The 13,326-nt window shown below is 55.6% G+C and carries 12 protein-coding genes; 6 read left to right on the forward strand and 6 right to left on the reverse strand.

The features are described 5' to 3' along the window. The first annotated feature begins 196 nt into the window (after nt 1-196). The 6 genes from ACMV8I_RS05605 (at nt 197) to ACMV8I_RS05630 (ending at nt 6,954) form a co-directional block, all read left to right on the forward strand. Nucleotides 197-1,792: an ABC transporter substrate-binding protein gene (locus tag ACMV8I_RS05605; protein WP_498864188.1), complete on the forward strand. Its 1,596-nt coding sequence runs from the start codon at nt 197-199 to the stop codon at nt 1,790-1,792. Next, nucleotides 1,789-2,802, forward strand: a complete 1,014-nt coding sequence (locus tag ACMV8I_RS05610; RefSeq protein ID WP_498864189.1) for an ABC transporter permease — start codon at nt 1,789-1,791, stop codon at nt 2,800-2,802. The genes ACMV8I_RS05605 and ACMV8I_RS05610 overlap by 4 nt, the downstream gene beginning before the upstream one ends. Then, nucleotides 2,799-3,725, forward strand: coding sequence for an ABC transporter permease (locus ACMV8I_RS05615; protein WP_498864190.1), 927 nt, complete (start codon nt 2,799-2,801; stop codon nt 3,723-3,725). Before ACMV8I_RS05610 ends, ACMV8I_RS05615 begins: the two co-directional genes overlap by 4 nt. Beyond that, nucleotides 3,725-4,555 (forward strand): ABC transporter ATP-binding protein, encoded by an 831-nt coding sequence (locus tag ACMV8I_RS05620; protein WP_498864191.1) that lies wholly within the window; start codon nt 3,725-3,727, stop codon nt 4,553-4,555. Before ACMV8I_RS05615 ends, ACMV8I_RS05620 begins: the two co-directional genes overlap by 1 nt. Beyond that, the gene (locus ACMV8I_RS05625; RefSeq protein ID WP_498864192.1) at nt 4,552-5,322 is read left to right on the forward strand and encodes an ABC transporter ATP-binding protein; all 771 of its coding nucleotides are present in this window, start codon (nt 4,552-4,554) and stop codon (nt 5,320-5,322) included. Before ACMV8I_RS05620 ends, ACMV8I_RS05625 begins: the two co-directional genes overlap by 4 nt. Nucleotides 5,323-5,397: 75 nt before the next feature. After that, the gene (locus ACMV8I_RS05630) at nt 5,398-6,954 is read left to right on the forward strand and encodes a serine hydrolase domain-containing protein (protein WP_498864193.1); all 1,557 of its coding nucleotides are present in this window, start codon (nt 5,398-5,400) and stop codon (nt 6,952-6,954) included. Here the strand turns inward: ACMV8I_RS05630 and ACMV8I_RS05635 are convergent. From ACMV8I_RS05635 to ACMV8I_RS05660, 6 genes are all read right to left on the reverse strand, one after another. Then, nucleotides 6,934-7,815: a LysR family transcriptional regulator gene (locus ACMV8I_RS05635; RefSeq protein ID WP_498864194.1), complete on the reverse strand. Its 882-nt coding sequence runs from the start codon at nt 7,813-7,815 to the stop codon at nt 6,934-6,936. The two genes, ACMV8I_RS05630 and ACMV8I_RS05635, sit on opposite strands and share 21 nt — an antisense overlap. A 105-nt stretch (nt 7,816-7,920) precedes the next feature. Continuing rightward, nucleotides 7,921-8,742, reverse strand: coding sequence for a M55 family metallopeptidase (locus ACMV8I_RS05640; RefSeq protein WP_498864195.1), 822 nt, complete (start codon nt 8,740-8,742; stop codon nt 7,921-7,923). Next, on the reverse strand, nt 8,739-9,806 hold the full coding sequence (locus tag ACMV8I_RS05645) for a P1 family peptidase (protein WP_498864196.1): 1,068 nt from the start codon (nt 9,804-9,806) through the stop codon (nt 8,739-8,741). The genes ACMV8I_RS05640 and ACMV8I_RS05645 overlap by 4 nt, the downstream gene beginning before the upstream one ends. Continuing rightward, complete coding sequence (locus ACMV8I_RS05650) at nt 9,803-10,693, reverse strand: ABC transporter permease subunit (protein ID WP_498864197.1); 891 nt, start codon at nt 10,691-10,693, stop codon at nt 9,803-9,805. The genes ACMV8I_RS05645 and ACMV8I_RS05650 overlap by 4 nt, the downstream gene beginning before the upstream one ends. Nucleotides 10,694-10,702: 9 nt before the next feature. After that, a complete protein-coding gene (locus ACMV8I_RS05655) occupies nt 10,703-11,623 on the reverse strand; it encodes an ABC transporter permease subunit (protein ID WP_498864198.1) in 921 nt (306 codons plus the stop codon). A gap of 134 nt (nt 11,624-11,757) precedes the next feature. Then, the gene (locus ACMV8I_RS05660; RefSeq protein ID WP_498864199.1) at nt 11,758-13,302 is read right to left on the reverse strand and encodes a glutathione ABC transporter substrate-binding protein; all 1,545 of its coding nucleotides are present in this window, start codon (nt 13,300-13,302) and stop codon (nt 11,758-11,760) included. Nucleotides 13,303-13,326: the final 24 nt, after the last annotated feature.

Below are 13,326 nucleotides of genomic sequence, written 5' to 3' on the forward strand. Positions count from 1 at the left end.
GTGCATTCAACGCATGTTATTGCACTATCAATGAACAAATGAACACATGTTTCAGATTAGTTTATCTGAGAGCTGATGGCAGCGATTTAAACGCGTGACTGATATTCAATTAAAGCCACTAGCGTGCTTTCAAGTCAAGGTTCGGCCAAGATCATTTTCTATTTTTGATATAATTATCAATATCATGGGAGTTATTATGGTTACCAGACGTCAATTTGTTACCGGTTTTGCTGCTGTACCTGTCTTGTCCTATCTGAGCTTTGAACCTGTCTTTGCTGCCACTCCGACCTCTATCCTTGTGATGGCGATTAAACTCGACATCATTACCAGTCTTGACCCACACGAAGGTTTTGAATCGGTAGGCAGTGAAATCACCGGCAATATTTATCAGCAACTGGTGAAGCCTAAACTGGCTTCCCCTGACGAAATCGAAGGCGATCTGGCCGTGTCATGGACCGCCTCGCCGGACATGAAAACCTTCACCTTTAAGCTGGACCCGAAAGCCAAATGGGCCGACGGCAAACCGGTCACCGCTGAAGATGCCGCGTTCTCTTTACAGCGTTCGGTGAAACTGGACAAAAGCCCTGCCTATATCATCAACCAGTTCGGCTACACCAAAGATAACGTCGACAGCTTTATCAGCGCGCCCGATGCCGAAACGCTGGTGATCAAAACCGCTGAGTCGGCATCAGAATCTTTCCTATTGTATTGCCTGAGCGCTAACGTAGGCAGCATCGTGCAAAAATCCGCCTGTATGGCGAATCAGGTGGGCGACGATTTAGGCAATGCGTGGCTGAAGAAAAACAGCGCCGGTTCCGGTGCGTTCAAACTGCGTGACTGGAAAGTCAGTGAGTCGGTCATTCTGGAAACCAATAAAAATAACCCGCACGCCGGTAAGATTCAGCGCATTATCCTGCGCCACATCGTCGATCCTTCTGCGCAACTGCTGATGCTGAAAAAGGGCGATATCGATATTGCCCGTGACCTGAACACTGAGCAACTGCGTCCGCTGGTTGACGATAAAAACTTCACGCTGGTGCGCAAAGGCATCGCCGGCACCATGATGCTCTCCGCCAATACCGCGCACCCAAACCTGTCCAAACCGCAAGTGTGGCAGGCGATCAAATGGGCCATCGATTACAACGGCATCCAGCAGCATATCGTGCCGCTGACGCACAAAGTCCATCAGAGTTTCCTGCCTGAAGGCTTCCCGGCGGCGGTGAACACCATCATGTACAAGCGTGATGTCGCAAAAGCCAAAGCGTTGATGGCAGAAGCCGGTTTCCCAAACGGTTTTGAAATCACGCTCGATCACTACTCCTCTTCGCCGCAGGCTGACATCGTGCAGGCGTTGCAGGCGAATCTGGCTGAGATCGGTATCAAGGTCACGTTGTTGGCCGCCGAGAGCCGTCAGGTATTGACCAAAATGCGCGCCCGTCAGCAGCAACTGGCCTTCACCCAATGGGGTGCGGATTATTTTGATCCCAACTCCAATGCCGAAGCGTTCTGTAGCAATCCGGATAATACCGACAAAACCAAAAGCCGCACCCTGGCGTGGCGTTGCAGCTGGCAGGATCAGTCGATTTCCGATCTCAGCCAAAAAGCGCTGCACGAACCGGACCCGGCCACCCGCATCAAGCTCTACGAAGAGTTGCAGACTAAACATATGGAAAACAGTCCGTTTGCCATCATGATGCAACCGACGCTGACCGCTGCCTGCCGTCATGAAATCTCCGGCGTGGTGTTAACCGTAATGAGCACCAGCCCATATGACAAGGTTGTGAAAGCGTGAGCAAGAGACTCAATGGCTTTCTGAGTACCTGCATCAGCGTTTGTCTTACCTTGTTCGGTTTGTCGGTGGTGACCTTTTTCATTGGCAGGGTCATGCCGACCGATCCGGTACTGGCTGCGGTGGGCGACAACGCACCGCAGGCGGTAGTCGAACGTGTTCGTCATGAAATGGGGCTGGATCAGCCCCTATTGATGCAGTTCCTCCACTATCTCAATCAGGTGTTTCACGGTGATTTAGGCCGCTCCGCCCTGACCTCCAACCCGGTTACCACGGATATTGCTCGTTTCTTCCCCGCCACGCTGGAGCTGGCTACCGCGGCGATTATTATCGCGGCGGTGATCGGCATTCCGCTTGGCGTCTGGGCGGCAACGCGCCAGGGCAGTTGGATTGATCAGACCATCCGCGTGGTTTGTCTGGCCGGTCACTCCCTGCCGGTGTTCGTGCTGGCGTTACTCAGCCTGCTGATTTTCTACTCGGTGCTGGGCATCGCACCGGGACCGGGACGTCAGGACATCATTTATCAGGACATGATCCCGCAGGTGACCGGGCTGCTCACGGTCGACACCCTGCTGGCCGGTGATTTAGGCGCTTTCAGGGACGCGCTGGCGCACATGGTGCAACCGGTGCTGATCCTGGCCTATTTCAGCATGGCGTATATCACCCGTATGACCCGCACCTTCATGCTCAACGCCCTAAGTGGTGAATATGTCATCACCGCCCGTGCCAAGGGATTATCGGCGCAAACCGTCATCTGGAAGCACGCGTTCCCGACTGTCGGTGTACAACTGATCACCGTGCTGGCGCTGACCTACGCGGGCCTGCTGGAAGGCGCGGTGGTGACGGAAAACGTCTTCTCGTGGCCGGGCCTCGGGCAGTATCTCACCGTGTCACTGATGAACGCCGATATGAACCCGGTGATTGGCTCCACGCTGCTGATTGGCGCAATTTACGTGATGCTCAATCTGTTCGCCGACCTCCTCTACCGACTTCTGGATCCACGCGTAAAATGACCACTCTCTCTGCTTTACCGCAACCTCGCGCCGGTTCACGCGCCTGGCTGCTGGCCGATACGCCTCTGACACGAACGCAAGCCATCTGGGGACGTCGTTACCGCCTGTGGCTGGGCCTGCGTGCTAATCCTCTGGCTGTCATTGGCCTGTTTACCGTGCTACTGGTGCTGCTGATTTCAATCTGTGCGCCGCTGCTCACCCCTTACCACCCTGGTGCTCAGGACCTGGCTAATCGTCTGGCAAAACCGTCGTCACTGCACTGGCTGGGAACCGATGAACTGGGTCGCGATACCTTCAGCCGTATACTTTACGGTGGGCGGATCACACTCGGCATGGTGATCACCGTTGTGGTGATTGTCGCGCCGATCGGGCTGCTGATTGGCTGCGTGGCCGGTTATACCGGCGGCCTGCTGGACCGTATCCTGATGCGCATTACCGATATTTTTCTCGCCTTTCCGCGTTTGATTTTGGCGCTGGCGTTTGTCGCTGCACTCAAACCGGGCATTGAGAGCGCTATTTTGGCTATCGCCCTCACGGCCTGGCCTCCGTATGCACGTCTGGCCCGCGCCGAAACCATGCAGGTGCGCGGCACGGATTACATCGCCGCATGCAAGCTGACCGGTGCAACATCGGCACGCATCATTTGGCGGCACATCATGCCGCTGTGCGTACCCAGCCTGGTGGTACGCATCACGCTGGACATGAGTTCCATCATTATTACCGCCGCCAGCCTGGGTTTTCTGGGCATGGGCGCACAGCCACCTTCTCCGGAATGGGGCGCGATGATCGCCACCGCCCGACGTTTCCTGTTCGAAGAGTGGTGGGTGCCACTGATCCCGGCCGTGGCTATTTTCATCACGTCTCTGGCGTTTAACTTTCTCGGTGACGGTCTGCGTGACGTCCTTGACCCTAAGGAACGCTGATGCTGGTCGATATCAAGAATCTGCACATCACCTTTACGAGCCACAGTGGCAGTTTTGACGCCGTGCGCGGCGTGTCACTGTCACTCGGTAAAGAGAAATTCGGCATTGTGGGCGAAAGTGGTTCGGGTAAATCCCTGACGGCGCGCTGCCTGATGAACCTGCTACCCTCCAGCGCCAAATGCCGTGCCGACACACTCTCTTTCGACGGCATCGACCTGCGTAATGCCAGCGAAAAACAGATGCGGCAAATCCGTGGTAAACGGGTGGGGTTTATTTTACAGGACCCGAAATACTCGCTCAATCCGGTGATGCCCATTGGCAAACAGGTGGCCGAAGCCTGGCACACCCACAAAGGCGGCAGCAAGAAACAGGCGATGGAGGCTGCCATCGATTTGCTCGATCAGGTGCGTATCCGTGAACCCCATAAAGTCGCGCAGCGTTATGCCCATGAAGTGTCGGGCGGCATGGGCCAGCGGGTGATGATCGCCATGATGCTGGCACCGGACCCGGAACTGATGATCGCCGATGAGCCGACCAGCGCCCTTGACGCCACGGTGCAGGCAGAGATCCTACGCCTGCTTGACGACCTGGTATCCAGCCGGGGCATGGGGTTGATTTTAATCAGTCATGACTTGCCGCTGGTGTCGAAATTCTGCGATCGCGTGGCAGTAATGTATGCCGGTCGGATTGTAGAAACTTTGCAAGCTGGTGAACTGCTCAATGCGCAGCATCCCTATACCCGCGGCTTGCTGGAATGCCTGCCGTCACTTAAACATCCGCGTGCGCGGTTGCCGGTGCTGGTTCGGGACGAAGCGTGGAAAACATCATGAGTGAGATGATAGAGAAAACTAACGATAAGATAACCTTAGATAATTTACGCATTTCCTTTGGCGACAACGAGGTGGTAAAAGGGGTGAGCTTTAGCGTGGCGCCTGGCGAGTGCTTCGGTATCGTCGGCGAAAGTGGCTCAGGGAAATCCACTATTTTACGTGCATTGGTCGGCCTATATCCGTTCTGGCACGGCGGTATGATCATCGGTGGCGAACCTCAACTGCCGGTACGCCAGAAACGCTTTTACCGCCGCGTACAGATGGTTTTTCAGGATCCGTATGGTTCTCTGCATCCACGCCAGACCATTGACCGCATCCTGAGCGAGCCGCTGACCGTGCACGGTTTTCTCAATATTGAGAAGCGCATTGCCGATGCACTCACCGAGGTAGGGTTATCGCAGGCGGTGCGTTTTCGCTTTCCGCATCAGCTCTCCGGCGGACAGCGCCAGCGGGTCGCGATTGCCCGTGCGTTGATTTCAGAGCCGGAGATCCTGCTGCTGGATGAGCCCACTTCGGCGCTGGATGTCTCCGTTCAGGCGGAGATCCTCAACCTGCTGACCGACCTGCGCGAACGCCGCAAACTGACTTATATTCTGGTCAGCCACAACCTGGCGGTCGTTACGCATCTTTGCACCAGAATTGGCGTAATGATTGGTGGTGAAATGGTCGAGCTTCTGAGCGCAGACGATTTACGGGCAGGACGTGTCACCCACCCGCATACGGCAGAGTTACGATCGTTAAGTCTCAGTCTTGAGGAGCCGGGTTAAACCAACGCCAACGCGGTTTTAACGGGCAGCCAGGGCTGCCTTTCAATCACAGATTAACGTTACAGGGGATCAGGAATGACATCCACCCTAAGAAAATCAGAACACACATTACAGTGGCAGTCAGCGCTGACTGCAGCCAACAGTATTACCGAAAAATGGAACCAGCCCGGTGAGCCGGGGGGGGCTATCACCCTGTTTGACAGCGGTTCGCTTCAGGGTCATACCTCAGGCGGTCTGGCCAATCTCACCACCGGTGAGCGTTTCAGTATCGACAATGTGGTGCGCTATGCCTCGGTCACCAAGCATATTTTCGCCACGCTGGCGCTGTATCACAGCGATGCAGGACTCTCCCTCAATGACACACTCGGCCAATATTTACCCCTGTTGAAAGCACCCATGTCGCAGGTGACTATTGGTCAGGCGCTGGACATGACCGGCGGCTTGCCCGACGTGCGTGAAACGCTCTCCTTGCTGGGCGTATCGGTCTATGACGCCAGCGAGCCGGACGCTATTCTCGAATTCCTGTCACAGGATGGTGCGCTGAACTTCCCGGCGGGCACTGAAATTTCCTACTCCAATACCGGCTACCGCCTGGTTGAAGCCATTTTAAACAGCAAAGGGATCCTGTTCGAAGACTTGCTGCAACAGCACATTGCCCGGCCACTGGACATCGCTCTGCATGCGCCGGATAGCTGGTTTGACGTGGTTCCCGGCCTGATTCCCGGTTACTGGAAGGATAATTCCGTCTGGAAAACCACCAGCGCTGGGTTACATCTGTCAGCCTCGGGCAGCCTGACCGGCAGCCTGCGCTCGCTCACGGTATGGCTGCAAAGCCTGTTAGCGAACAGCGGTCCTGGTGCCGGGATGCTGGAAAAACTCTCCGCTCCGCGCCATCTGCATGGTGATATTCTCTCCGCTTATGGGCTGGGAATCACTTCCGTCGAGATTGGTGGCCACAAAGTGTACGGCCATGGCGGTTCTCATGCAGGTTATAAGACCTATTTCCTGCTGCATCCGCAACTCAACGCAGGTATCGCGCTGGTCTCTAACCGCGAAGACACCGCCGCCTATAGCGCTGCGCTGGAAGTCATGTCTGCCCTGCTCGGCAGCCCATTACCCGCACGCAGCAACGCCATACCCGACGGACTTTACGCCAGCGTCGCAGAGCCTTACTGGCTCAAAATCAGTCAAGGTGTCGCCAGCTATCTTGGCGCAGGTGATAATCTGTATCAGGGGACGGATGAAGGCGAGGCTATTTCGCTTTCTGCCCATATGCCGATGCGTCTGCGCTGGGATGGTTACGCGATAAAGGGTGAAATTGGCCATGCAACGCGTCAATTTGTACCGGTAGAACCCAATGACTGTCTGGAGAAAGTACAGGGCTGCTGGTTCCACCCGGAATCAAAAGCGGCGTTTGACATCGAAGGTGACCAGTTGCTCATGGGCGTTGGTCCCCTGCGCAGCCGTGGCACGCTAACGTCGCTCGGCCAGGGTCGTTTATTGGTAGAAATGCCCGACGGGCCCTGGCAAAAGTCGTTCTGTCTCTATTTCCAGGGCTACAATGTCCGGTTAGTCTCCAACCGCAGCCGGGTGTTGAGTTTCCGTCGTTCTCTATGCCTCCAGCTCCCATAATTTATGTCTGATCAGTTGTTTGAGTTTAAGTGCTGCCTGACTTTGAGGTTGATCTCTGCGGCTAAGCAGAATCACTTCAAACGGCAGAGCTTCAACGACGGGCAGGATTTTAAGCTGGTCGCTATAACGCCTGGCGGTGAAGGTATCAACCACACCGACACCGCCGCCAGCCAACACCAGATCGGCGATCACCGAGTAGGTTTTAATGTGCAGTTGCGAACGCGGCGTCAGGCCATTTTCACGTAATACGCGACTGAGTACCTGACCGAGAGGGTCTTGCTGTTGCAGCATCAGTAAATCGTTGTCGCATAGCCAGCTCAGCGAAACCGGTCCTTCCTGCGGGCTGTCGGCGGGTAACAGTGCCACCATGTCGGCGCGGTAGATAGACTCAGACACCAGTTCTGATGATACCTGCTCGCCGAAAGCCAGTGCGAAATCCATCTTATAATGCAGCAGGTCCTGGCTCAGCGTGTTGAAATGACCCGTCACCAGTTCAACGCTACCGCCGGGTATCTGACGGCGAAAATCCACCAGCACGGGTGCCATCACACTGTGGCCCAGTGAGTGCGCCGAGCCAATACGAACATGCTGCCCTTCGCCCTGGCGTAACTGTTCGGCCAGTACGCCAATGGCCTGAATGTGGCTGAACAACGCCTCCACTTCCGGCATCAGCCGTCGGCCTTCCGGCGTGACGATCAATCCCTGCGGGCTCCGGTCAAACAGCGTAAAGCCCAGTTGTTGCTCAGCATGGTTGAGCACCCGGCTGACATTGGGCTGGGATACATTAAGCAACCGCGCAGCACCGCTGACGCTGCCCGCCTGTAAGACCGCCTGAAACACTTCGATATGACGTAAGCGCATGCGCTCCTGCCTCTTCACAAAATCCGATATTGCAATATACCCAAAATCATTCGCGTCGCGGGAAGGTGACACACCAGCGCCATGAAGGATGAAAGGTTCGCTGTTTTATTTCTGCGTTGAAGCGAGATAGGAGAACGCACTGAGTAAGCTGATGATGGGCGCAACGCTGGCGCTGGTGTAACTGACGGTAACGGCATCAAGGCGTTCGACGCCAGGGATTAACATAAACAGATCCGCCAACACCGGTTTAGCCACCATCAGTTCGAGCGTATAGGGCGATGAGAAACGGTTGGTGATGCCCGGCACGGCTTTGGTGACGGCCAGGGTAGCCTGTTTGCGGATCTGGGCGCGGGCAATGGACGGGCTGTCAGATTCAGCGGCGTTGGCGGAGATCGCGCGTTTCACACAAACAAACTGTGCATACGGATAGTGCTGGTTAATCCATCTTTCGAGCTGGTCGTCGCCGGTCACCAGCCACAATGGCACGTTGAGTTCAGCCGCAGCAGCCGCATAAAGATCGCTCTCACCGACCACCTGTCCGTTCAGTTTTACACGGTAAAATGCACGCCCGTTGATGGTATGTGCCAATACTCCGGCTTCACCCGCCGCAGTATGAAAACCCACCAGCATCAGGCCGTCGTACTGCTGTTGCGCAATGCCTTCTATCATCGACAACACCCGGGGTTTGCCCTGAACCAAACGCGCTCGCGGATCGATATTTTCAGCCCGCAGGTTTTGCATGGTCGCGTGGCTGTCTGCGACCGTAACGGTCGTTGCACCACCGGCAAATGCGCCATCAATCGCGGCATTCACTTCCTGCTCCATTAATGCACGGGCGGCGTCATAGTCCGTATTGCCGGGGCTGCACTGCTCAGGACGCATCACGCCCGCCACGCCTTCAATATCGGCAGAGATGAAAATTTTCATGATAGGTTCTCGTTGTAGTGATCCAAAATATCCCGCAAAGAAACGCGGTGATGGCCGCGAAATCCGGTAACAGACTCAGCACTGAGCATGGCGTCCTGCACCGCCTGTTCGGTGGCATCTGCGGCCAACGCCAGCAAGGGGTCAAGATCCCGTTCGGCGGTCAGAGTGCCCTGACGCTGAGTGGAAAACGCCAGCGAAATATCGCCCGAGCCGTGGCCCCAGTGACTTCCCAGACGGCCTAAACCGGCACCGGCCCGTTTGGCGATGCGCGTCAGTTGACGGCTGTCGAGATAACGGTCACAGGCCATAATAATAATCACAGAACCGGCGTCAACCTGCGGTGCAGCCTGCGCTAAACGTTGTTGAATCGCCGCGCCAGCCCGCACGCCATCAAGCGTAAGTTCAGACAGCGTACCAAAATTTGCCAGTACCAGAACGCCAAGCGTGGCATTAAGCGTCTCGCACCAGCGCGACGCAGTGCCAATGCCGCCCTTCAGACCGAAACAGCTCATGCCGCGCCCCGCGCCTACACTGCCTCGGGCGAAGTCGCTGCGGGCGGAATCCAACGCCGCCAGCACGTTGTTTTCGGTTACCGCCATCGCCTGAATATCATTGAGATAGAAATCGTTGCATTCGAGGATCAGCGGATTGATGGTCGCATCCGGGCGGCCGATTTGCGGAAACTGCTGGCAACTGCGCTTCACCAGCGCGTTGAATAAAGTACCGGTGGCAAAGGTGTTGCTGAGCAGAATCGGCGTTTGCAGTTCGCCCAGTTCCATCACCTGAATCAACCCCATCGGTTTAGCAAAACCGTTGAGTACCGAGACACCACAGGCCAAAGGCTGCGCATATAGATTGTCGCCCGGAGGCACAATTGCGGTGACGCCGGTCTGCACGTCACCCACCGCCAGCGTGCTGTGGCCGACGGTGACGCCCGTAACGTCGCTCAGACTGTTGGTCGGTCCGCAGGGAAAACGCGGGCGAAAAATCTGCCGTTTGTCAGCCCAGCGCCTGAGCAGCGCATTCAGGCCTGCCCGGGAAAAATCATCGGTTTCTTTGGTCATTTCTTCAGTTTAGGATCCAGCGTGTCGCGCAGGGCGTCACCCAATAGGTTAAAAGCCAATACCGTGAGGAAGATAGCAAGACCGGGGAATACGCTGACATGCCACTTTCCGGCCATCATCATGTTGCGACTCATTGCCAGAATATTTCCCCACTCAGGCACATCCGGCTCAGGGCCGAGGCCGATAAAACTAAGGCTGGCCGCGGTAAGAATACTGGTACCGATGCGCATGGTGAAATAGACAATCACGTTCGAGAGTGTGCCGGGTAAAATATGGCGCAGCAACACCACCCGGTCAGGCGCACCAACGCAGCGCACCGCTTCAACATAAGGGCTTTGTTTGATGGATAACGTGGCGGCACGCACGATGCGCGCAAAAACCGGCACACTGAATACGGCGACGGCGATAATGACGTTATTAAGGCCGGGGCCGAGGATCGCCACCACCGCAATGGCCAGCAGCATACCAGGGAAAGCAAACAGCACGTCTGAGCCACGCATGATCAGCATATCCAGCCATTTGCCGTAATAACCGGCCAGCAGTCCGAGGAACACGCCAACGATCATACCGAGCGTTACCGAGAAGACGCCAACGTACAACGAAATACGCGAACCATAAATAATACGACTTAACACGTCGCGGCCCAGATCATCGGTGCCAAACCAGTGAGCCGCCGAAGGGCCAGACCCAAGCGCCATCCAGTCCGGCGTCATCGGGTCATAAGGAGCCAGCCACGGTGCAAAGATGGCGATAAGCACCAGCAGCAGAATAAATCCACCCGCCACAACAGCCATCGGATGACGAATAAACGCGTGGAAAAAATCATACCAGGGGGAACGGATGTCGTCGTTCTGCGGTACAGGCGTGACAATTACGGACTCAGTCATAGTGCCTCCTTAACGCAGACGGATAGCCGGATTAACCACCGCATAGAGCAGGTCTACCAGCAGGTTAATCAGGATAAATTCGAACACAAACAGCATTACCAGCGCCTGAATAACCGGCTGGTCCTGCGTTTTTATCGACTCAATCAGCAGCCATCCAAGACCCGGCCAACTGAACACGCTCTCTACAATGATCGAACCGCCAAGCAGGAATCCAAATTGCAGACCAAGCATGGTGATAATCGGGATCAGCGCATTGCGCATGATGTGCTTCCAGGTCACCCGCTTCGCGCGTAATCCCTTGGCGTTGGCGGTGCGTACATAGTCCTCCTGCGCCACGTCGAGAAACGCGGAACGGGTAAAACGCGCCATCACTGCCGCCACGGAAGATCCCAGCGTAATAGCCGGTAAAATGATATCGCTGGGATGGTTAAACCCGCTGACTGAAAACAGCCCGAATGGCATGGCGACGAACTGGATCAACAACAGCCCCAGCCAAAAGGGCGGCATAGAAATCCCGCCGACCGCCATGCTCATCAGCGTCCAATCCTGCCATTTTCCGCGCTTTAGCGCCGACACAACGCCGATCACCAGCCCCAATACTACCGACCAGGTGAAACCGGCCAGCGCCAGCAATAGCGTCGGCATAAAGCCGCTTTCAATTACGCTGCTGACCGGCTGACGGGTACGGTAGGTCGTGCCTAAATCGCCATGCACCATACCGTCGAGCCAGCGCCAATACTGCGCCGGCAGCGGATCGTTCAGGCCAAGCAGTTGCCGCGCTGACTCCACCGCTTCAATCGGTGCATCCTGTCCAGCGTAAATGCGCGCAGGGTCACCCGGTAGCAGCTTGATGAAACCAAAAACCAGCAGCGATACCACCAATAGCACCGGGATCATTTCCAGCAGTCGGCGTATAAAATAGGTCAGCATAAATGTGTTTCCCGTGAATTCAGTTAACTCCCTCCCCTGCGAAAAGAGGGTTGGGGCGGGGTATAGCAGGCAACTCTGGAATTGTTGGTAAACCCCCTCCCAGCCTCCCCCCTTCGCAGGGGGAGGAGAAAAAATTACTTAAACTCTGCCTGATTGAAGATCAACGAACCGTCTGCCAGCATATAGACGCCGGAGAGGTCTTTGCTCTTGCCGACCAGATTGTCCGGTACGCCAAGGTAGGCAACCGGTGCATCTGCCCACAACAGTTTTTGCGCGTCGGCGTAGGCCGCCTGGCGTTTGGCAGGATCGGCAGTTTGCAGGCCCGCAGTAATGGCCGCATCCACCTGCTTGTTGCTGTAATAAGAGACGTTATAGCCGGTCGGGATCCAGGATTCGGTGGCGAACAGCGGACGCAGCGCCCAGTCGGCATCACCGGTTGACGCTGACCATGCACCGTAATACATCTCGACTTTGGCATCGGCCGGTTTCGGCGTACTCCACAGACGCTGGTTAAGTGAGCCGGAATCCATCGGCACCAGTTTGATTCGGATGCCAATCTGCGACAGTTGCTGCTTGAGGAACTGGCCGCTGCGGATGCGGTCGGATTTGTTGGAGCTCCAGAGTTCAACATCAAAGCCCTTCTCATAGCCGGCGGCTTTCATCAGCTCTTTCGCTTTAGCAATGTTGTAGCTGTAATCCGGAGTGGTCTGCTTTTCATAGAACTGGACGTTTTTCGGCAGTGGCGACGTAGATGGCGAACCCAGACCCGCAAAACCTACTTTCAGCCACAGATTACGGTCGATGGCGTAGTTAATTGCCTGGCGCACACGCACGTCTGAGAACTCTTTTTTCTGCGTATTGAATGCAACGTAATAAAGGTAGATGCCGGGATTTTGCGAAATATCCAGTTTAGGATCGTTTTTCACGGTATCGACTAAATCAGAGGGTAACGGATACACAGCATCCACGCCGCCGGACTTGAGTTTTGCTACCTGTGTGGAGTCTTCCGGTGTCGGATAAAGCGTCACGGAATCCACTTTTGGCCACCCTTTTTGCCAGTAATTGTCATACTTCACCAGCTTGACGTCTTTGCCCTGCTGCCATTCGACAAATTTAAACGGCCCAGTTCCTACCGGATGCACACTGAGATCCTGCTCGTTCGGATACTGTTTCAGCGCCGCCGGGCTGTGCATGACGGCTGACGGATGCGCCAGCGTGTTGATCATCGCGCCAAAAGGTTTGTTTAGGGTGATTTTTACCTGATACGGCGTCACGACATCGACCGATTTAATCATGCTGAACAGGGCATTACGTTTCAGATGATTGGCAGGATTGGAGAGCCGGTCGAGGTTAATTTTCACCGCGTCGGCGTTAAACGGTGTGCCGTCCTGGAAGGTCACATCATGGCGCAGGTTGATGGTGAATTCGGTGGCGTCAGCGTTGCTGGTGTAATCGGTGGCCAGTACCGGCACGATCGCCATTTTGCTATCAAACTGGAATAGACGCTCAAAAATAGCGCTCTGCACCGAGTAACTCAGGGTGTCGGTGGTGTCATGCGGGTCAAACCCGGTCATGTCGGCGTACATGGAGATGCGCAGGTCTTTGGCCTGGGCCGAGGCTACAAAACAGAGTGCCAGTGCAGCAGCCACTAAGCTTTTACGTAAAAAAGTCGATTGCATGTACTTCTCCTGTGTGTCCCAAAA

This window comes from Ewingella sp. S1.OA.A_B6 (assembly GCF_049889095.1).
GTDB lineage: Bacteria > Pseudomonadota > Gammaproteobacteria > Enterobacterales > Enterobacteriaceae > Ewingella.

Coding starts and splice junctions, on each gene's coding strand:
- ACMV8I_RS05605 (WP_498864188.1), top strand. CDS start 197: ATGGTTACCAGACGTCAATTTGTTACCGGTTTTGCTGCTGTACCTGTC.
- ACMV8I_RS05615 (WP_498864190.1), top strand. CDS start 2,799: ATGACCACTCTCTCTGCTTTACCGCAACCTCGCGCCGGTTCACGCGCC.
- ACMV8I_RS05620 (WP_498864191.1), top strand. CDS start 3,725: ATGCTGGTCGATATCAAGAATCTGCACATCACCTTTACGAGCCACAGT.
- ACMV8I_RS05625 (WP_498864192.1), top strand. CDS start 4,552: ATGAGTGAGATGATAGAGAAAACTAACGATAAGATAACCTTAGATAAT.
- ACMV8I_RS05630 (WP_498864193.1), top strand. CDS start 5,398: ATGACATCCACCCTAAGAAAATCAGAACACACATTACAGTGGCAGTCA.
- ACMV8I_RS05635 (WP_498864194.1), bottom strand. CDS start 7,815: ATGCGCTTACGTCATATCGAAGTGTTTCAGGCGGTCTTACAGGCGGGC.
- ACMV8I_RS05640 (WP_498864195.1), bottom strand. CDS start 8,742: ATGAAAATTTTCATCTCTGCCGATATTGAAGGCGTGGCGGGCGTGATG.
- ACMV8I_RS05645 (WP_498864196.1), bottom strand. CDS start 9,806: ATGACCAAAGAAACCGATGATTTTTCCCGGGCAGGCCTGAATGCGCTG.
- ACMV8I_RS05650 (WP_498864197.1), bottom strand. CDS start 10,693: ATGACTGAGTCCGTAATTGTCACGCCTGTACCGCAGAACGACGACATC.
- ACMV8I_RS05655 (WP_498864198.1), bottom strand. CDS start 11,623: ATGCTGACCTATTTTATACGCCGACTGCTGGAAATGATCCCGGTGCTA.
- ACMV8I_RS05660 (WP_498864199.1), bottom strand. CDS start 13,302: ATGCAATCGACTTTTTTACGTAAAAGCTTAGTGGCTGCTGCACTGGCA.